Origin of the sequence: Georgenia sp. AZ-5, from assembly GCF_043952095.1 — a bacterium.
Taxonomy (GTDB): Bacteria; Actinomycetota; Actinomycetes; order Actinomycetales; family Actinomycetaceae; genus Georgenia.
On sequence record NZ_JBINOU010000001.1, the window covers coordinates 1,400,396 to 1,417,597 of the forward strand.

Genomic DNA, 17,202 nt, shown 5'->3' on the forward strand with positions numbered 1-17,202 from the left:
GTGGACTCGAAACTACTGCCTCGCCACACGAACCCTCTGTCTCGACGACAGCGCTCAAGGCGAACTACGTCGGCCAGGACGCGCGAGGGTCCTACTGGTTTGAACCTGAACAACACCGCCGAGGGGTTGAAGATCGGCACCGGGACGGCGCGCCAGCAGGCGCAGCTGCATGGCTGACAGGCCGGCCGCGTCTGCGGCAAGGTGCCGTCCCGGTCTGGGCGAGCCCGGGCGTCCGCCCCGTCGGAGCGGCCCGCGCACCTCTCCACGCTCATGCCTGCCATTCGTTCGGCACCGGCGGCCCGGATGCAGCTTCCCCGCGCAGGCGTTCCTCCACAGGCGTCGCCAATCCGACCCGCGGGGGCGGATCGTCCAATAGGTTCTGGCCTACGTGTCGCGCCGTTCTCCTGGGGGAGGGGTGGTGGTCGATGGACGACGGTGCCCTGCTGCTCGAGTCCGAGGTGCGTGAGCTGGTCCGGCGGCGTGGCCTGGACCCCGCCCGGGACGTCGACGGCGTGCGGGCGCTGGTCGCCGACGCGCTCGCGGACTACGACGACCGGTCCCTGGCGGGCCTGGTGCCGCCGCTGCCGGACCCGGAGCTGGCTGCGAAGTCGGTGGTCGACGCGGTCGCCGGGCTGGGTCCGCTGCAGCGCTACCTCGACGACCCGGAGATCGAGGAGATCTGGATCAACGAGCCGGAAGGGGTTTCACTGCAGGTCAGCGACCTGCGCGGGCGTGGAGGTCCGCGGTGAGTCCGCAGCCGAACCAGGCTTCTGGGCGATGATCCGGTCCACGAGGCAGTAGCGCTCGATCCACGTGGCCGGGACGGGGGCGATCCACCCGGCGATCTTCCGAGCGTCGTCGTGGAGGCGAGCCAGGTGTTGGTGGTGGATCGGCTCATGGTGGGCGATCCGGTTCCGCAGGGCGTAGACCCGCCCGACGGTGGTGCTGATCTCTTTAAGTTTGGCATTGGCGTGGGGCATGCAGCGGCGCAGGCCGGGAACCCAGAGCGTGGGGTGGTACTTGGGAGTGAGGAGGTACCGCCAGAAGCCGAAGTTGAGCTCGGCCACAACCTTGCCGGGCGTCTCGGGGCGGCCGCCCCTGGTCGCTCGCTCTTGGGCCTTGGCGATGTCCTCGCGGGCCTTGGTGTCCAGCGTGGAAGCCAGGGTTACGTACCACCGCTCGGTCGAGGGTACGAGCCTGCTAAGTTCTCGATGCGCCGCATTTCGGAGCAGCACCTCGACGTGTCCAAGACAGATCGAGAAGGCGGCCGAGACGGTGGAGTTCCACCTGTACAGGCCGAGTGCCGCGGTGATGTCATGGCCGCATCGGTCCATGTACGGTCCCAGACGCTCGGGGGAGAGGTGCTCCTCCACGACGAGGAGGTCTTGGACGTTGAGTGGACCTTCGTTGGACATCGGGACCCTTCGCAATTAGTGTTACTCCCGAAGACCCCGGTAGCCCCTGATGCCTCGCGCATCATGCCGCCGGGGTTACGACTTTCATGGACAGTGCGGTCCAGCATCTCACTCACCGCCCGCGCTTCGAGCACCGGCCGGGTATGTGAGACGGCGAGGCTGCGACCCGCGACCCGAGTATGAGGTCTGCCGCGCGGCGACTTTCAGCCGCCAGGATGCCCCCGGCGCTCAGCCGTCAGCGCCGGCCTCCACTGCGGCATCCGTCGTCTGGAACTGAAGCGTCTCCGCAAGCATCGCGGCCACCGCCTTGCGCGTCCGATCCTCGGCCGAGGGCCATAGATGGCTGTATGTGTCCAGGGTCATCGACGGTCTGGCGTGGCCCAGCGCGCGCTGAACGGTGACGACGTCACAGCCCTTTGCGATGAGGCCGGAGGCGAAGAAGTGCCGAAGGCCATGCAGATGCACGCCAGTGATGCTCGCGGCCGTGGTGGTGCGCCGCCACCACGAGTCGACAGTCGACGGGGGGAGTGGCTTGCCTGCGACCGTGGAGAACAGCCATCCGTCTGGGGCGGTTCCGTGCTGCTCGACGTGGGCCGCCAGGATCTGCAAAAGGCCCTCGGGCAGGTAGACGGCGCGCTTGGAGCCGTACTTGGGGTCCTGAATCTGCGCCCCCTTGCCGGGGGCGTCCTGGATCTGACGCTCGACGTGGAGAGTGCGGTGCAGGAAGTCGATGTCGTCGAGCTTGACGGCCGAGGCCTCGCCGAGGCGAAGCCCGGCGAAGGCGCACAGCGCGATGTACGCGCGCATCCGGGGTTCGGTGGCCCGAAGCAGAGCGCCGACCTGTTCCGCCCGGGGAAGTTCCAAGCGGTTGTCCCGGCGCGGCTTGCGCGGTGTCTTCACGGAGGCGGTGGGGTCCGCGGGGATGCGGCGGTCGGTCACGGCGGCGCGGAAGATGGTCCGGACGGCGGTGAAGCGCGAGGCGATGGTCGTGGGCGCAAGGCCGGCGTCCTGGAGTCTCTTCACCCACATCTCGACGTGCGCCGTCCGGATGCCTCGTAAGGGGATGTCGGCGAAGGTCACACACCGAACCGCGGTGTCCATGTGGGAGATGGTTCGCGGGGCCCAGATCTGCCGGGTCTTCCAGTCCTCGTAGAACTGCCGGAACGTCAGCTTCCCGGCGGTGGGGTCGACGTACTGCCCGGTCAGCTTCGACGCGGTGACTTCGTCCTCGAACCGCTTGGCGTCCACCTTGCGCTTGAAGTGCCGGGCGCGCTCCTTCCCCGCCTCGTCCCGGTAGCGCACCCTGTACTTGCCGTCAGGGCGCTTCTGGATGCTCAAGATCTGCCTCCCCGATGAGTTCTTCCAGGCGCACGCCAATGGTGTCTGCCAGCGCGTAGGCCTCCTTGAGCTTCACCTTGCGCTGCTTGTTCTCGATCTTGGCCAGCGTCGTCTGGTGCCAGCCGAGCCGGAACGTCTCGTTGATGGCATCGACGATCTCCTCCTGGGAGCGGCCGGCGCGGATGCGGCTGCTGCGGACCCGCTCCGCGAATCTCTCGTCGATGTCGTAGATCAGCCAGTGCCGGCGGTCGACATTCCGGCTGAGCTGGAGCCTGCCCTCGTGTGGTGTGGTCACGAGGGGAGACGTTAACCGATGAGAGGTTGAAACGACTAGCGGCATCTGTCATGCTCCGTCCGTAACTTCAACCGATGAGAGGCTGAAACGATGAACAGAACGATCCTGACGCTGAAGGAGGCCGCGGAGATGCTCCGCGCGTCCGAGAGCACGCTCCGGTACTGGCGGCATCTGGGCGTGGGCCCGCGCAGCTTCAAGCTCGGCCGCCGAGTGGTCTACGCCCGTGAGGACCTGGACCGCTGGGTTCACGACAACTACGACGCCGCGCACGGGCACGGCATCGGCTGATCGCCGTGCGAGAGCTCAGGGCACCGCCGGCCCACAAGGCGAACGCCCTCAGTGACGGAGTGGCGGCTCCGTGTGTCACTGAGGGCATCCAGCAGCAGCACCCCCAGCCATCAGCAAGGAGAACCACGCATGCTCAGTATGTCGCACCGTCCCGGCGTTCCGGCAACGGACGTCCCTGACCTTCCGCTCGTGTTCACTGTGGAGCAGGTCGTCGAGTACTTCGCCGGTATGCCTACCGACCCCACCGCAGAGCAGATCGGCCGGGCGGCCCTCCGCGTCGGGGTCGGCTGGTACCCGGCCCTGGTCTACATGCTCTTCCTGGAGGGGCTGCTCGCCCCCTCGGCCGCCGCGGCGTGTGTGCCGGCCGCCTGGCAGACGTGCCTCTGCCCCGAGCTGGAGCTGGACGAGCAGGAGTGGCGGGACCTCTTCGCCCACGCCGGTGTGGGGGAGGAGCGGGCATGACGGACTCTGCGCACAGCCCGGGCATGCTCAGTGCGGCCCTCGACCTCGCCGCTGCCGGCTGGGAGGTCTTCCCGTGCTGGCCCGGGGGAGACCGAGCCAAGGCCCCGATGACTCCCCACGGGCACCTCGACGCGACCACAGACACTCACCGCATCTGCGGCTGGTGGACGCGGCACCCCACAGCGATGATCGGCGCGGCCGTGCCCCGGTCGCTGCTCGTGCTCGACATCGACCCGCGCAACGGCGGCTCTCGACCGAATCTCGAGGCGGTCACCGGCCCGCTGCCGCCCACCCAGATGGTCACGAGCGGGCGTGGCGACGGCGGCGTGCACCTGTACTTCCTTCGACCCACCGCGCTCGTGACGTCGACCCGCCTCCCGGCTGGGGTAGACCTGAAGGTCAACGGCTACTGCATCGTCCCGCCCTCGCGGCACCCGGCCACGCAGCGGCCCTATGCATGGAGCTACCTTCCGCCCCAGCCGCTGCCGGCGCAGGCCCTCGCTGTCCTGCGGGCGCAGCCCCATGCGCCCACCCATACGCCGGCCTCCCGGTCGGCGTCCTGGGGGGCTCTTGCCAGGTTCGTGGCCGCCCCTGAGCCCGGTGAGCGAAACCAGCGCCTCTTCTGGGCGGCATGCCGCGCGGCCGAGCTCGGTGCGGACGAGCGCACCTTCGACGACCTGCGTGATGCCGCGGTCGTCGTCGGGCTGCCCGACAGCGAGGCGCGCCGCGCCGTGGACTCCGCCCGCCGCAGGATCGGAATGCGGGCATGAGCGCGCCCCAGGTCCCGCTCCTGCCGGGGCCCCGAGCGGGTGCAGAGCTTCTCAACCGTGTGCGTTCGGTCTTCGCCAGGTACACCGTCCAGAGCAGCGACCACGCCCTGACCGCGCTGAGCCTGTACGCCCTGTACACGCACGCCGCGCACGCCTTCGACTTCGCGCCGCGACTGCTGCTGACCTCGGCCGAGAAGCGTTCGGGCAAGTCCAGGACGCTGGAGGTGCTCGGCGCACTGTCTCGGGCACCGCTGGTCGCGGCCAACGCCACGGTCCCGGCCATCTTCCGCAGCATCGACCCCGACAAACCGCGCACGCTGATCTTCGACGAGGCGGACACCATCTTCGGGACCAAGATCAAGGCGGAGATGAACGAGGACCTTCGGGGTCTGATCAATGCGGGCTTCCAGCGCGGCACGCCCGTCCTGCGGACCGTGGGGCCCAACCACGTCCCGACGGAGTTCGCCACCTTCGCCCCCGTGGTGATGGCAGCCATCGGCACGCTGCCCGACACCATCGTCGACCGGGCCGTCAACATTCGGCTGCGTCGTCGCAAGCCCTCCGAGGTGGTGGCACCGTTCCGAGCCGGGCGGCACGCGCCCGAGCTCCACCAGCTGCGCGACGAGCTGGCCCTGTGGGCCGGCGCTCACCTGGCGGTCCTGCGAGACCTCGAACCGGAATCTCCGCTCGAGGATCGGGCCGCCGACCTGTGGGAGCCGCTGCTCGCGGTTGCGGACACCGCGGGAGGGTCCTGGCCGTCTCGGGCCCGGCAGGCGGCCGTGGCCCTCGTGGCCCAGGCCGCCGACGCCGACGGCGACCACTCCCTGGGAGCCGAGCTGCTCCGTGACATCCAGATCGTCCTTGAGGGGACGGCACGTGAGTTCATCCAGACCAGCGCGCTGCTCGAGCGCCTCCGAGAGCTGGAGGACTCCCGCTGGGGGGAGGAGGGGCTGAGCGGTCGACGGCTCGCCGATCTCCTCAAGCCGTACGGGGTCACACCCGGGCGCGACAGCTCGGGGAACGCACGCGGCTACAGGCTGTCGGTGTTCGCCGACGTCTTCGAGCGATACCTGACCGCAGCAGCGTCACAAGCGGCAGAAGCGACAGAATCGTTCGCACCGCGCCTTCCCGAGCCTGTCGCTTCTACCTGACTGTCACATGGAAGCGACAGCCCGCCAGGAACCGACAGCGGCATGCTGGCGCTGCCGCAACGAATCTGTCGGGTCTGTCGCTCCGCTGGGTCCAGGGCCGCGCAGCCGCGTCAGCGGCCCTGGACTCGCACCAGCACCCCGCGGCTGGCATGCGGACGACGGTCTCATCTGGGTCGCCGTCCTCCTCCGAGAGTCCGTGCCCATCTCACTTGTGACGTCGGGCGTCGACCGGGAGTTGCCGGCCGGCATTCCTCCAGGAACGTGCCTCAGCCGCAGCACGCAGGGGGCACCAGGTAGCGCCGAGATGGCCTACAGTCGGCAGATGCCTACGCAGAAGTCGAAGTCGACCGAGTTCTGTCCCGCCTGCGGCGAGACGGTAACGGTGCACTGGTCAAGAATCGTGGAGAAGAACGCGGCAGGCGAAACGCTCATTGACAACACCGAGGGCCGCTGTGCCCAAAACCATCTCTTCGAGAAGTAGCAGAGTTGCCTGCCACGGATAAGTGGCTCGGGAGTTGCGCCCGCCAAGGGTGGCGGTGTGGAAACTGATGGCGACGTGGGCCTGGACGCACGTCCCCATTGAAGCGGTGACGTCCTGAGCGCTGCGTACAACGGCTACGAGCGGCTGGCCGCGAACCCCCGGCACTCCAGGCCGTGGTCGGCCCGGCCCGTGAGCAGTACCGGCGCGGCGGGCGCGTGCCGGAGCGGTGCGGGGTGGACCTGTCGCTCTGCTGGGCCTTCCTGCTCGAGCACGAGGACTACTTTGCGGGCGGCGGCATGCTCGGGCACGTGTGGGTCGCCGTGCTGGACGCCCTGCGCGCACGCCCGCATGCCGGACAGGCTGCCGCGCGCGATGTGGTCGGTCGACCTCGAGAGGCTGCGGCTGTCCACCACGTTCAGCCTCCGTCCCCGCCTGCACGACAGGTCCGACTTCCATCTCCGCCGAGGTTGTTCGGCTGGGGGAGCCCCGTGTCGCGCCGGTCAACGCCTTCGTTTAGCCGATCCGCGGCAAGCCGGTGCCCGGAGGAGTTGCCTCCATGTCGGTCCGATAATCTCGTCTGCGAGCTTCTGGCGAACGAGAGAGTAGGTCTATGGCGGCGGAGCAATGGGCCTTGCTGGGCGTGATCGTGGGTGGCGTTTTGGGTGGACTCGCGCAGATCGTCGCCCGCTCCCTGAGTGAGCGGCAACGCCACCAGCAGTGGCTGAATGAGCAACGCATGGGCATCTATCAGCGTTACCTGGTCGAATGGCGGTCGCGTTACGAAGGCCTGTGGACTCATCACTTCGACGGCTATTACCAGGGGCCCGACCCGGACGAGGACTACCTGTCGCCGCTCTTCGACCTGACGTCGGACATGGAATTGTTTGGGTCCAAGAAGGCGGTAAAGGCCGCCGAGAAGGCTCGTGGGGCGCTGGTTGAGTACTGGAACGCCAGCACGAAGCAGGCAAAGGAAAAGCAGGACGCGGCCAAGGCGGCTTTCGACGGTTACCTCGACCAGATCCGCGCGGACCTTCGCGTGCGGTGAGAGCGTGTCCTCGAATACCTCTCTCGGGATGGTGGCCGCTTGAGGCTCAGAGTTCGACTGACAATGGGCGCGCCGCCGGAGAAGTCACCGGCTCGACTTGGTGCTCGACCATGAAAGGCCCCGCCAGCGGATCGGCGAGGTTAGCGTGGGACACCCTCACGGGTGCACCCGCGTTCTCGAGCCGATTCACGAGATCCTGTCGGCTGTCCCACCGTCCGTCGAGCTTGACCCAGTTGAAGCCGTGAATGTCTGAAATCTCGCGCGTCGGTGCCGACTTGACGAAGATGGTCTTCGCCGGGGCGGACGCAAATGCCATGCCCGCTTCCAGGATCACATTCTGTCGAGCTTGGCCCTGCGCATGAAGGTCAGGGTCCCCGGCCTCCGCCAGGGCGGGATTGATCCGCGCTTCGTCATCCGGGGAGAAAATCACAATGACGGCCGCAGCTGCGTCGATTCCCGTTTTCACGATGTCGTAGGTGTGCGGCTGCGGATTGCCGGTGAGACTTACGGCTTCTGACCAGCTCATCATGCGCAACCCGATGAAAAACAGGAACTGCCGCAGCACGCCCACGGGGCGCATGTCTCGGCCGTGGACGACAAAGACGCTCTGCCCCGGGCGCGGCTGGGATCCCACCAGCCCGCCCTGCATGCTTGTAGCGCCCCGGCCGGTGGTCGTGGGGTCTCCGGGCGATGCCGCAGGAGGCCATGCCGGCCGGCGTGTTGTGCTGGACGCTGTCTGCCCAGCAGGGGTGTCGGCGTATGAGTAGCCGTCTTGCGAGAGGCGAATACCGCGTGGCTGCAGGACCTTCTCGTCCAGTCGGCGGTACTCCTCGTGCTCCATACGTAAGTCGGCGGCGGAGTCCTCCACGAAGAGATGATTGAGGAGATCCAAGACCGCCTCGTCCGTGTCCTCTTGTCCCTCGAACAGGTGCCTGATGATCGCCGCCGCTCGGGCGTCCTTGTTCCCGGCGGTCTTTTGCATGCCGAGACCGGCCTCGTAAACGTCAGTCCTCCATGGGAGAGGAACTCTGCCAGCGCACGGGCGAGAAGCCGTCGGTCAGCTTTCTGGAACCTTGACGATGTCATGAAAGCAGAGAGTAGTCACGGCACGGACAGGCCCAGGTCTTGCTGGCGGCTGAGGTGGCACCTGCGGCAAGCCCGCGCCAGGAGCTGTGGTCGTGTGTTTAGTCCGAACACACGGTGCCGCGTGGTCCCTGGTCAGCGGCGTGTTGGCGGGGCTGGGAGCGCCGCGGTCCGCGGGCGTGCGGACCGCTCGACGTGGTCCCGCTCGTGCCTGTGGTGGGCACAATGAGGCGGGCTGTTTCGTACGGAGGGAGTCTTGGTGCGGGGAGCGGGAGCGCGCGCACGGCGGGTTCCGGCGGCGTGCGCCGTGGCCGCTGTCGCGGTGCCGCTCGCCGCCTGTGGGGGACCGCCGTTGCACCCGAACCGCCGGCGGCTGCGGAGGTCGCCGTGGCCGGGCCGGATTGCCTGGCCGACGAGGTGCTGTCCGGGCTGATGGGCGGCGTGCCCGTCCGTACCGGCAGGGTCGCTCCCGAGGCTGGCGCGGTGCCGCGCGAGTTCGAACCCGTGACGGTGGTGGCCTGCCGGCTGGACGTCGGTGAGCCCCTGGCCGAGCCAGAGACGCCCGAGCCGAGGCCTCTTGCCAGTGGTTACGACCCCTCCCAGGCAGAGCCGGCCGTCCCCGGCGGTGGCACGGACGCGGGTACGTGGTTGTCCGTCACGGTCGAGGAGGTCACGTTGACCGGCGACCTCGAGCCGCTGCTCGAGGCGCTGTCGCGCCCGTCCGAGCTCATCCCCGACGGGCTCGCCTGCCCCGCGATCATGGAGACGAAGCCTGAGATCTACCTCGTGGACGCCGGCGGGCGGGCCGTGCGACCGCAGTGGCCGGTGACCGCGTGCGGGTTCCTCCACGACGGCGCAGCAGAGACGCTCAGTGCGCTGCAGGAGGTCTCCTCGACGACGGGAGTGGCCACGGTGGAGGCCGGCTGACGGCGCGAAGAAGCCGCCTTGCTCGTGGTGCGCGTGCGTCGAGTAGTCCTCCCGTCATTACAGGCCTCAGGGCCGGGCCGAGGGCTTAGCCAGCCGCGGTCTGCGACGGTGTCGTTCTCGCGCCGGCGAGGCCGGGTGCTTCTCGCCGCCGACGCACAAAAAAATGGGTGAGCGGGGGCCGCTGCCACGGTTGTGGCAGCGGCCCTGTGGGTGGTGTGGCGAGTGAGTGGTTGTCGTGGTCGTGCTACGGGTGGCCCGGGGGAGGGGGCGTCGTCCCGTGCGGCTCGTTAGGAGCCGTCGCTGCGTCCCGGGTCCGGTACCGGGTCCGCCGGGCGAGGACGCGCCCGTCGACGATGGCGTTGGCGACGTGCACGAGCGCGACGGTGACCAGCATGCAGACGAGCAGGAAGGTGAAGTAGGTGTCCGCGTAGCGGTCACCCAGGACGGTTCGCTCCAGGCCGATCAGGAGCCAGTACAGCCCCATGCCCCAGATGTCCCAGAACCAGTCACGCTTCTGCGGCATCGTCACCACCCCCGTCGCGCCTACTGTGCACCACGCACGGCGGCGCTGGCCCGGTTACGCCCATCCGCCGGGGCCCGTGACGGCGGGCCGGACAGTCCCTTCGACGACCGTGGGCAGGCGTGGGTTGGGTGCGCGACGAGTGGCCGTAGACGTCGAGGGTGGTCGTGCCTTGGGTGGCCGAGGGTGTGCTGCTACTACGGCGACGCCCGACATGACGGCCGGCCCCAGTTGGGAGTTCTGCCCAGGCGATGTCTGGGCCGCCGTCTGTTACGGGCAGGGGATGGGTTTGTAGGTCTTGCCGCCCGGCTCGTATGCCCGGCACCCGGTGTAGCTGTCGCCCCCTCCGGAGCCGCTTCGCCCGCTGCTGCCCGAGCTGCCGGAGCTAGACGACGATGACCCGGCTCGGTCCGCGGCCTGGCGGCGAAGGCGCTCCCGCTCGGCTTCCTCGGCCACGCGCCGAGCCTCCGCCTCCGCGGCCACGCGCTGGGCCTCGGCCTCCGCGGCCACGCGCCGGGCCTCCGCCTTGCGTGCTTCCTCGGCTAGGCGCGCCCTTTCGGCTTGGAGAGCCTCTGAGATGGTCACGGTGGACGTGGCAACGCGCTCGCGCGCCACCTCCACCCGCCGCACCACCTCCGCATGGCCGTAGCCCGGCGCGCCGTTCCTCGCAGCAAAGATGAGCATCGGGAAGGAGCCGCCGTCCGAGGCGAGGATGCGTTCGAGATCCCTACCGGCGGCCATGGTGGCGCGTTGCAAATCCCCGTACCCCAGCAGCTCGTCGACGGAGCGCCCCTCGGCGATGGCCGCCTTGTCGGCTACCTCCTCGGCTCCGTCCTCGTACGCCTCGACCTTGGCCGGGATCGTGCAGCCGATGGCGGGCGAGTACAGGCCGCTCGCCGCTGCGACGGCCTCATCCTGTGCGGCGAGCACGTCCGGATAGAAGCGGTCGTTCGGTTCGTAGACGACGGCGACGCCCAGCCCTTGCCGAGCGATCTCGGCGTTGACGAGGCTGCCGTCCTTGAAGACGCCGGCGAGCTCCCGGCCGTACCTGTCGAGGCGCTCGACGTCATACTCCAACGTGACCTCGGTGCCGACCGGGAGCATCGCCCGGAGGAACTGTGTGGCCTCCGGGCCCAGGCACTGCACCGCCTCGTCCGGGTCGACGGTCTCCGGTGTGTCGACGTTGAGCAGACGCACACGAGCCTCGCGGCGACCGTAGTCCACGTCGATGGTGTCGCCGTCGACGACGGCGGTGATCACCGCAGTGGTGTCGGCAGCTGCGACGGCCGATCCGATGGCGACGGCCAGCCCGGAACCGGCGACCATGACAAGGGCACCGGCGAGCACCTTGTGCGCCCAGACGAACTTCATCAACGCACTACCCACAGCCCCGCAGTCCTCCTTGGTGAGGTGTAGCCACCGCTGGGAAGAGCCGACGGCCTTGCGGGTGACGATCACAATATCGGCAAGCGTGCGGCTGATTTTCGGCTTTCCAGGATGCCCGCGAACAGCACGACTCGTCCGAGAGCACGAACTCGCCGCCGACCAGCGTGCGGCCTGCTCGTCTGCGGGCTCGCCGCTCTGGCCATCAGCCAGGTCACCGGCCGGATCGTCTGGCGGCACGATCTGCGACGGGCCGCCGAGCGGAAGGAGTAGGTCCGGCCCGCCATGCCGGGCCGCGACGTGCCGGGAACGCAAAAAAGGGGAAGGCGCGGGGGCCGCCACCGGGCGTGGTGGCAGCCCCCGCGGGTGCTGACTCTATGGCGCGTATGTAAGGCGCGTGTGCTGTGTTGTGCCCGAACTCCACACAGAACTCGTGCCCAGGTCAGCGGCTCGGACCGGGGCAGGATGAGCCGACGGTCCGCAACACCGCGGACCCTTTGTGCTGCTGGACGCAGCGCTCCGGTTCAGAGACTGCGGTCGACGAGGTAGTCCAGGGCGGCGGCGGCGCGGTAGATCCCCACGAGGGTGACGATCATGCCGATGAGGCTGACGATGCCGCCGACGACGATCCCCGCGCCGCTGGGCTCACCCAGGTAGAGCAGCGTGTCGAAGTAGGTCTGGATGCCGACGGACCCGATGATCGTCCCCACGAGCGCGACTACGACTCCGACCACGATGAGCGTCGCGCACGGCGCGGGCTTGGGACGGGCCAGCGGCAGCGCAGACGACGGCGGCAGCGTGGGCGTGCGCAGCGCGGGCGGCTCGCCCTCGAGGCTCATGCGAAAGTCGGGCGAGGTAAGCCGCATCAGATCCGCCTCGAACCTCCGGAGCCGGCCCTTCGCGCCAAGGCGCGTCTTCCCGTCGTCGCCCCGGCGGTTCACGTTGGCGGCGTCATTTCCTGCGGGAATGGTCATAGGAAGCTCCAGGGTGGGAGGACGTGGCTGGTGCCGAGGACGGGGTTGAGCGCGTCGAGAAGCTCCTGGGTGTGCCCACGGGCGACCGTGTAGGTGGCCGCGGCGGCGGGCACGTCGTAGGTGATCTCGTCGGCGGCGCGGTCGTAGAACTGTTGGAGCGTCGCCAGCCTGGCCAGGTAGTGGGCCGGGTCCTGGCCCGGTGGGACGCCGGCGTCGTGGAGACGGTCCATGTTGTCAGCGAGGTTCGCTAGGGGTGCCCAGCCCATGATGTCTGGTCGGTCGTGGAATCGTTCGTCGGCCGACGCAACGTCCTCGACGAGCCATTCCGTGACGGTGGCGGCCCGGTCCTCGTGGAAGTTGTCCTCGGTTGTCTGGGCGGGGGCCGGTGCCGGCCCGAGCGCGGGTGTCGGGGCGGAGGTGCGGGGGGCCGGGGGGGCGCTGGCCCGGGGTGGCGGGGCGGCCGGAGCGCGCGGGTCGCTCGCCACCTCCGGGGCGGGGGCGGCGCTTGGTGCCGGTGCCGCTGCCGGTGCTGCTGGTGTGGGCGTCGCCTCGGCCGTCGGTATGCACCACGCGGCGTAGTCGGCGTTGCCCAGCAGGGTCGCGGCCTCGCTGGCGGGGGTCGTGCCGGCATCGATCTCGCCGTCGATGAAGAGCAGGAGGTCGGCGAAGTCGGACTGGGCGTCGGCGTTGACCACGGTCAGGGCCTCGGCCATCGAGGTGGTGCCGGCGGCGTAGCCGGTGATCGTCGCCGCGAGGACCTCGTCACAGGTCTGGCCCTCGCCGGCGACCGGCTCGTCGGTTGCCACCGCGCTCGTCGCCGCGGCCGTAGGGGTGGGCCGGTCGGGGGAAGGGGTGGCGTCGGGCTCGGCCGCGGGCGCGCCGCAGCCCGCGGCGGCGAGGAGCAGCCCCAGGGCCAGCAGCGGGCGCACAGTTTTGGTCGGCACGGGCCTCATTGAAGCCCCCCGGTGGCGTCTCCGGAGACGAATGACGGGACCATTTCGGGGTCGCGCTCGTCCGTCACATGGCCGCGGTGATCCAGCACGTGGCCGTACACGTCCAGCGTCGTCGACGCCCGGGCGTGGCCGAGGGCGCGCTGGACGCGGAGCACGTCGACGCCCTGGGCGAGGAGGAAGCTCGCGTAGAAGTGGCGCAGGTCGTGCAGCCGCAGTCCCGGGTGCAAGCCGGCGGCGGCCTTGGCGGCGCTCCACCGCCGCGCGAGCGTCGTCGGGTGAACCGGCCGACCGTCGCGGCCACCGACGACCCACGCACCGGGAGACCGTGAGGAGGTGGCCCGGCGCAGGCGGTCCGTGAGGTGGGCGGGCAGGGTGATGGTGCGGACGGAGCCGTACTTCGGTGCGGTCGCCTCCCAGCCGCCGCCGGCGGTGGCGCGGACCTGCCGGCGCACCGTCAGGCGGCCCGCGAGGAGGTCGAGGTCGCCGACCTGCAGGCCGCGGATCTCGCCCAGGCGCAGCCCCGCGTGGGCGGCCAGGGCGATGGCCACCGCCAGGCGTCGCTCGGCCACCGCAATCAGCCTCTCGACGTCCTCGGGCGTCGGCAGGACCGCTTCGCGCGTCCGCGCGGCCACGCGGGGGAGCCGGACCCCGGCGCACGGGTTGTCCACGATGAGCCGGTCGCGCACCGCCCCGGCCAGCACCGCCCGCAGCGCGGCCACGCGCGCACGCACGGTGGAGGCGGCCAGGCCGGCATCCGCCATCGCCTTCGCCCAGCTCTCGACGTCGGCGCGGGTGAGCCGACTCAGCTCCGTGCCCCCGAGCGGGCACGTCGCCAGGGCATGGTCCACGGCGCGGCGGGTGGTCGGCTGCCAGAGCTGTCGGGCGGCGAACCGGGCGTAGTAGTCGGCCAGCGTGATCCGCCCGGCGCGGGGGTGGACGTAGCGGCCGGTGAGGCGGTCGGCGGTGGTCTCGTCGAGCCAGCGCCGGGCGGCAGCACGGGTGAGGAAGTGGCGGGCGTGCTCGACGCCGTCGGCGTCGCGGTAGCGGGCGCGCCAGCGCCCGTTGGGCCGCTTGGCTACCGAGGACATGTCTTCCTCCTTGCATGGAAATGGCCCGCCCTCAGGAGGGGGCGGGCCAGGACACGGGTGGGCATGGTTTGGTCGGCGCTTCCTTGCCGGTTTGTTGCGGAATGTTTGAGAATCTGACGGGAGGCGGCATTGCTGCCCGGTACTCCGCTTAGCCGCCGGATCGCCGCAAGAACGCCTCCGCCTGACAAAGGGCGCGACTCAACAACGGCGTCACAAAGACACCAGCGGCAACATTGGCTCGAGAAAGAGGCCAAATGAGCATTGCCGCCACAATGACGCAGCAATGCCGCACGGCGCGCGGTTAGCTCGGCTCGGCGCTGACCCAGCCCGGCGGCAAGCCGGCGTCGAGGACCTGCTGGAGCAGCACGGCCAGGCGGTCGGTCGCCTCGATGGTCCGGGCCTCCTCGAGGTGGCGGGCGGCCAGCGCCCCCTGGCCCGACCACCAGGCGATGAGGGCCAGCAGCGTTCGGGGGGCCACCTGGTGCCGCGGGGGCGAGCAGGCGACGACCTCGGTGAGCACCGCCCGGTGCGCCGCCACGTCCGAGGTAGGGACGGCGGCGATGAGCGGGTTGAACAGCCGGTCCATGACGGCATCGGCGAGGTCGTCATCGTGGTCGCCGGCCTCGAGGCGGCGCGCGTGTGCCTCGGGCGCGCCGGTGATGAGCGCGACGGCGGCGTCGCGGTGGGCGGGGTCGGTGAACCACGCGGCGACCGCGCCGAGCAGGGGCGCGGGCACGGTGACGCCAGCGGCGGCGAACGCCACCGCCGCCCGGTAGGTGTCCAGGCTCGTCTCGGCAGTGGCGTCCAGGGCTCGGTGGACGGCCTGCCGCCGTGCGGTGCTCGCGGAGGTGATGATGCCAAGGTCGGCCCGGCGCGGGCCGGTGACCGGGGTGTCGACCAGGATCGTGGCGTGCCGGAGCAGCCCCAGGTCGCCAAGCAGGGCGGTGATGTCGGCGTCGATGGCGGCGAGGGGGAGGATGCCGCCGTGCGTGTAGTAGGCGACGGCCACGGCGTCGGGCCGGGCGGTGCGCAGCGGCGCGGCGAGCAGGGCGATGAGTCGGGTGCGGTGCGCGGGATCGGCGAGGGAGTCGAGGTCGAAGCGGGCGGCCATGCCGTCGCGGCCGTCGGTGTGGATGGCGGCGAGGACGACGGACTCTTCGGGCACGAAGCCGAGCCGGCGCTCGATGAGGGCGCGAGTGCGTGCCCGGTGATCGGTTCGGGTCACGAACATGGAACTCCTCCAAAAATATGGGCGGGCCCCGCCGGTGTGGCGGGGCCCGGGGGATGGGAGACAAGAAGAGCCCCGCCGGGATGGCGGGGCTCGGGAAAGGGCGGGGTCAGGCGCTGGCGAGGACCTGCTGGAGGGTGTGCCAGGCCCGGTGGTCGGTGGCCGCGAAGTCGCCGGTGACGGTGCGGAGCATGTTGCGCTCGGGCCGGGTGGTGCCACGCACGGGCCGGGCGTGATGCTCGTAGGTGTTGACCGCCTGCAGGACCGCGTGGGCAGTGCCGGCCCAGGGGGTGACCCAGGAGTCGTGGGAGTGCATCTGGGTGATGGCCTCGCGTTTGCGCACGGCGAGCGTGAGCGCCTTGCCGGTGAGGCGGTCGCCCGTGCCGTCGACGGTGGGGGCCCAAGCGTCGAGGAACCGGGCGAAGGTGCGGTGGTCGACGCGGATGCGGCACAGCGCGGCGACCTCGGCGGCGAAGTCCTCGGCAGTGGTGTGCACCATGGCCAGGGCCTGGCGGGCCGAGGCCAGCTTGAGGGAGCTGTGTCGGGAGTGGCGGACCTTGATCTGCTGGCCGGTCTCGCCCAGGGCCGCCTCGCGGGTGTTGTCGCAGACGACGTCGGTGACCGTGCGCTTGTAGGTGGTGGCCAGCGAGCCGTCGAAGGTGGTGGTGGCCAGCAGGTTGGGCCGGAAGGTCACCCCCTCGGGTGTGGTGATGGACTCCGGGACGGAGACCTCGACCCAGGCGATGGCCCCGTCGCGGAGCAGCCCCGCGGAGGAGATGGACAGGGTGTCGTCGAGGAGGTTGGCCACCGAGGTCAGCAGCCACTCGCGGTACTGGTGGGGGACGTAGGCGTCGGTGAACACGCCCATCACGTGCCCGTCGGTGCGGTCCGAGCGGACGATGGCCTGCCGGCCCTCGACCGGCACCCACCGTGCGGGCAGCCCACTGGCGTCCAGGTGCGTCATGGTGGCCGGGTCGGCCGGCCGCTCCACCGCCAGCGGGCGGGAGTCGGCCTGCCAGGCGAAGAGTCGGCGGGCGACGTCGGCGACCGGGATCGGCCCGGGGTAGTGGTTGGGCTCGTCGCCCTGGTGCTCGGCCCGGTAGTGCCAGGCCGTGCCGCGGGCGGCGGTGTGCCCGATCAGGGTGTGGGTGTTCAGGTCCTGCAGGGTCTCCTTGGACATGGTGCGCTCCTTCAGACATGACGAAGCCCCGCACCGGGGCGGTGCGGGGCGGGGTAGAACGTTTCGACGCCGTGGCGGTCGGCACCGCGGGCGTCAGGCGAAGACGGGGCCGTCGTCGCCGTCGGGGCCCTCTTGGAGGTGGCGCACGGCCTCCAGGACGATCTTGAGCAGGAGGACCACCAGCCACAGCAGCGTCGCGCGCGGCCCGCGCCCGACCGCGTTGAGCAGCCCGCGCAGCACCCCCAGGAGGGCGGCGCGGTAGCCCGGGTCGGACCGGGCCCGGGCGCAGTGCTCGCGCCACAGCGCGGCGACGTCCCGGCGCAGCCCGGCCAGCTCCGCCCGCAGCCGGCCGAGCCACCGGCCGAACTCGAATGCGGGTCCTCGGGGAATCGACATGGACCTCTCCCTTCCGGAGAAACGAAAAAGAGCCCGGCCCGCTGCCGCGGGACCAAGCTCTGGCGAGATATCAACCGACCCATTATTTCGGGTGACGGCACTAGGTTTGGATAGACCTCCGGTTGATGGTCTCATTTTACCATCATTCTGGTTTCATTACTTGCTTTTTAAGGATGCGGTGGGTCACCTGTTGGTTCTAGGTGTGTCCGAACAAGGAAGGCATGT

The 17,202-nt window shown here is 70.1% G+C and carries 21 protein-coding genes; 8 read left to right on the forward strand and 13 right to left on the reverse strand.

Annotated features, from left to right (window positions below; translation table 11 throughout):
• Nucleotides 1-425: 425 nt before the first annotated feature.
• A complete protein-coding gene (locus ACF0H8_RS06630; protein ID WP_395288171.1) occupies nucleotides 426-749 on the forward strand; it encodes a hypothetical protein in 324 nt (107 codons plus the stop codon).
• On the opposite strand, the gene ACF0H8_RS06635 is transcribed toward ACF0H8_RS06630, so the two are convergent.
• The 3 genes from ACF0H8_RS06635 to ACF0H8_RS06645 all read right to left on the reverse strand — a co-directional run bounded on the left by ACF0H8_RS06635 (nucleotide 705) and on the right by ACF0H8_RS06645 (nucleotide 3,048).
• Entirely contained in the window at nucleotides 705-1,415 is a 711-nt protein-coding gene (locus ACF0H8_RS06635; protein WP_395288172.1) for a hypothetical protein, read from the reverse strand. The genes ACF0H8_RS06630 and ACF0H8_RS06635 overlap by 45 nt on opposite strands.
• Before the next feature lie 228 nt (nucleotides 1,416-1,643).
• Nucleotides 1,644-2,753 (reverse strand): tyrosine-type recombinase/integrase, encoded by a 1,110-nt coding sequence (locus ACF0H8_RS06640; protein ID WP_395288173.1) that lies wholly within the window; start codon nucleotides 2,751-2,753, stop codon nucleotides 1,644-1,646.
• Nucleotides 2,731-3,048 carry a helix-turn-helix domain-containing protein gene (locus ACF0H8_RS06645; RefSeq protein ID WP_395288174.1) on the reverse strand — a complete coding sequence of 106 codons (318 nt, stop codon included), beginning with the start codon at nucleotides 3,046-3,048 and terminating at the stop codon, nucleotides 2,731-2,733. Before ACF0H8_RS06645 ends, ACF0H8_RS06640 begins: the two co-directional genes overlap by 23 nt.
• A 90-nt stretch (nucleotides 3,049-3,138) precedes the next feature.
• On the opposite strand from ACF0H8_RS06645, the gene ACF0H8_RS06650 reads away from it, so the two are divergent.
• The 5 genes from ACF0H8_RS06650 (at nucleotide 3,139) to ACF0H8_RS06670 (ending at nucleotide 6,200) form a co-directional block, all read left to right on the forward strand.
• On the forward strand, nucleotides 3,139-3,336 hold the full coding sequence (locus tag ACF0H8_RS06650) for a helix-turn-helix transcriptional regulator (protein WP_395288175.1): 198 nt from the start codon (nucleotides 3,139-3,141) through the stop codon (nucleotides 3,334-3,336).
• Nucleotides 3,337-3,525: 189 nt separating this feature from the next.
• Nucleotides 3,526-3,798 carry a hypothetical protein gene (locus ACF0H8_RS06655; protein WP_395288176.1) on the forward strand — a complete coding sequence of 91 codons (273 nt, stop codon included), beginning with the start codon at nucleotides 3,526-3,528 and terminating at the stop codon, nucleotides 3,796-3,798.
• Nucleotides 3,795-4,568, forward strand: a complete 774-nt coding sequence (locus ACF0H8_RS06660; protein ID WP_395288177.1) for a bifunctional DNA primase/polymerase — start codon at nucleotides 3,795-3,797, stop codon at nucleotides 4,566-4,568. The genes ACF0H8_RS06655 and ACF0H8_RS06660 overlap by 4 nt, the downstream gene beginning before the upstream one ends.
• Nucleotides 4,565-5,719 (forward strand): DUF3631 domain-containing protein, encoded by a 1,155-nt coding sequence (locus ACF0H8_RS06665; protein ID WP_395288178.1) that lies wholly within the window; start codon nucleotides 4,565-4,567, stop codon nucleotides 5,717-5,719. The genes ACF0H8_RS06660 and ACF0H8_RS06665 overlap by 4 nt, the downstream gene beginning before the upstream one ends.
• A 322-nt stretch (nucleotides 5,720-6,041) precedes the next feature.
• Entirely contained in the window at nucleotides 6,042-6,200 is a 159-nt protein-coding gene (locus ACF0H8_RS06670) for a hypothetical protein (RefSeq protein WP_395288179.1), read from the forward strand.
• A 134-nt stretch (nucleotides 6,201-6,334) separates the two neighbouring features.
• On the opposite strand, the gene ACF0H8_RS06675 is transcribed toward ACF0H8_RS06670, so the two are convergent.
• Nucleotides 6,335-6,610, reverse strand: a complete 276-nt coding sequence (locus ACF0H8_RS06675; RefSeq protein WP_395288180.1) for a hypothetical protein — start codon at nucleotides 6,608-6,610, stop codon at nucleotides 6,335-6,337.
• Between the two features lie 200 nt (nucleotides 6,611-6,810).
• Here ACF0H8_RS06675 and ACF0H8_RS06680 point away from each other — a divergent pair, with 200 nt between their 5' ends.
• The gene (locus tag ACF0H8_RS06680) at nucleotides 6,811-7,245 is read left to right on the forward strand and encodes a hypothetical protein (RefSeq protein WP_395288181.1); all 435 of its coding nucleotides are present in this window, start codon (nucleotides 6,811-6,813) and stop codon (nucleotides 7,243-7,245) included.
• 46 nt (nucleotides 7,246-7,291) lie between these two features.
• On the opposite strand, the gene ACF0H8_RS06685 is transcribed toward ACF0H8_RS06680, so the two are convergent.
• The gene (locus ACF0H8_RS06685) at nucleotides 7,292-8,227 is read right to left on the reverse strand and encodes a TIR domain-containing protein (protein ID WP_395288182.1); all 936 of its coding nucleotides are present in this window, start codon (nucleotides 8,225-8,227) and stop codon (nucleotides 7,292-7,294) included.
• Between the two features lie 488 nt (nucleotides 8,228-8,715).
• Here ACF0H8_RS06685 and ACF0H8_RS06690 point away from each other — a divergent pair, with 488 nt between their 5' ends.
• Entirely contained in the window at nucleotides 8,716-9,255 is a 540-nt protein-coding gene (locus ACF0H8_RS06690; protein WP_395288183.1) for a hypothetical protein, read from the forward strand.
• Nucleotides 9,256-9,499: 244 nt separating this feature from the next.
• Here ACF0H8_RS06690 and ACF0H8_RS06695 read toward each other — a convergent pair whose 3' ends face one another.
• The 8 genes from ACF0H8_RS06695 to ACF0H8_RS06730 all read right to left on the reverse strand — a co-directional run bounded on the left by ACF0H8_RS06695 (nucleotide 9,500) and on the right by ACF0H8_RS06730 (nucleotide 16,977).
• Nucleotides 9,500-9,778 carry a hypothetical protein gene (locus ACF0H8_RS06695; protein ID WP_395288184.1) on the reverse strand — a complete coding sequence of 93 codons (279 nt, stop codon included), beginning with the start codon at nucleotides 9,776-9,778 and terminating at the stop codon, nucleotides 9,500-9,502.
• Between the two features lie 267 nt (nucleotides 9,779-10,045).
• Nucleotides 10,046-11,500: a thermonuclease family protein gene (locus tag ACF0H8_RS06700; protein ID WP_395288185.1), complete on the reverse strand. Its 1,455-nt coding sequence runs from the start codon at nucleotides 11,498-11,500 to the stop codon at nucleotides 10,046-10,048.
• A gap of 182 nt (nucleotides 11,501-11,682) precedes the next feature.
• Complete coding sequence (locus ACF0H8_RS06705; RefSeq protein ID WP_395288186.1) at nucleotides 11,683-12,132, reverse strand: hypothetical protein; 450 nt, start codon at nucleotides 12,130-12,132, stop codon at nucleotides 11,683-11,685.
• A complete protein-coding gene (locus tag ACF0H8_RS06710) occupies nucleotides 12,129-13,076 on the reverse strand; it encodes a hypothetical protein (protein ID WP_395288187.1) in 948 nt (315 codons plus the stop codon). The genes ACF0H8_RS06705 and ACF0H8_RS06710 overlap by 4 nt, the downstream gene beginning before the upstream one ends.
• A gap of 5 nt (nucleotides 13,077-13,081) precedes the next feature.
• Nucleotides 13,082-14,173, reverse strand: a complete 1,092-nt coding sequence (locus ACF0H8_RS06715) for a tyrosine-type recombinase/integrase (RefSeq protein ID WP_395288188.1) — start codon at nucleotides 14,171-14,173, stop codon at nucleotides 13,082-13,084.
• A gap of 301 nt (nucleotides 14,174-14,474) precedes the next feature.
• Nucleotides 14,475-15,404 (reverse strand): DUF4192 family protein, encoded by a 930-nt coding sequence (locus ACF0H8_RS06720; RefSeq protein ID WP_395288189.1) that lies wholly within the window; start codon nucleotides 15,402-15,404, stop codon nucleotides 14,475-14,477.
• A 106-nt stretch (nucleotides 15,405-15,510) separates the two neighbouring features.
• Nucleotides 15,511-16,581: a DUF932 domain-containing protein gene (locus ACF0H8_RS06725; RefSeq protein WP_395288190.1), complete on the reverse strand. Its 1,071-nt coding sequence runs from the start codon at nucleotides 16,579-16,581 to the stop codon at nucleotides 15,511-15,513.
• A gap of 93 nt (nucleotides 16,582-16,674) precedes the next feature.
• A complete protein-coding gene (locus ACF0H8_RS06730; protein WP_395288191.1) occupies nucleotides 16,675-16,977 on the reverse strand; it encodes a hypothetical protein in 303 nt (100 codons plus the stop codon).
• Nucleotides 16,978-17,202: the final 225 nt, after the last annotated feature.

Excerpts from the sequence above, each read along its gene's own strand:
- ACF0H8_RS06715 (WP_395288188.1), bottom strand. The coding sequence starts at position 14,173 with ATGTCCTCGGTAGCCAAGCGGCCCAACGGGCGCTGGCGCGCCCGCTAC.
- ACF0H8_RS06670 (WP_395288179.1), top strand. The coding sequence starts at position 6,042 with ATGCCTACGCAGAAGTCGAAGTCGACCGAGTTCTGTCCCGCCTGCGGC.
- ACF0H8_RS06680 (WP_395288181.1), top strand. The coding sequence starts at position 6,811 with ATGGCGGCGGAGCAATGGGCCTTGCTGGGCGTGATCGTGGGTGGCGTT.
- ACF0H8_RS06695 (WP_395288184.1), bottom strand. The coding sequence starts at position 9,778 with ATGCCGCAGAAGCGTGACTGGTTCTGGGACATCTGGGGCATGGGGCTG.
- ACF0H8_RS06660 (WP_395288177.1), top strand. The coding sequence starts at position 3,795 with ATGACGGACTCTGCGCACAGCCCGGGCATGCTCAGTGCGGCCCTCGAC.
- ACF0H8_RS06630 (WP_395288171.1), top strand. The coding sequence starts at position 426 with ATGGACGACGGTGCCCTGCTGCTCGAGTCCGAGGTGCGTGAGCTGGTC.
- ACF0H8_RS06650 (WP_395288175.1), top strand. The coding sequence starts at position 3,139 with ATGAACAGAACGATCCTGACGCTGAAGGAGGCCGCGGAGATGCTCCGC.
- ACF0H8_RS06725 (WP_395288190.1), bottom strand. The coding sequence starts at position 16,581 with ATGTCCAAGGAGACCCTGCAGGACCTGAACACCCACACCCTGATCGGG.
- ACF0H8_RS06665 (WP_395288178.1), top strand. The coding sequence starts at position 4,565 with ATGAGCGCGCCCCAGGTCCCGCTCCTGCCGGGGCCCCGAGCGGGTGCA.
- ACF0H8_RS06720 (WP_395288189.1), bottom strand. The coding sequence starts at position 15,404 with ATGTTCGTGACCCGAACCGATCACCGGGCACGCACTCGCGCCCTCATC.
- ACF0H8_RS06635 (WP_395288172.1), bottom strand. The coding sequence starts at position 1,415 with ATGTCCAACGAAGGTCCACTCAACGTCCAAGACCTCCTCGTCGTGGAG.
- ACF0H8_RS06730 (WP_395288191.1), bottom strand. The coding sequence starts at position 16,977 with ATGTCGATTCCCCGAGGACCCGCATTCGAGTTCGGCCGGTGGCTCGGC.
- ACF0H8_RS06705 (WP_395288186.1), bottom strand. The coding sequence starts at position 12,132 with ATGACCATTCCCGCAGGAAATGACGCCGCCAACGTGAACCGCCGGGGC.
- ACF0H8_RS06685 (WP_395288182.1), bottom strand. The coding sequence starts at position 8,227 with ATGCAAAAGACCGCCGGGAACAAGGACGCCCGAGCGGCGGCGATCATC.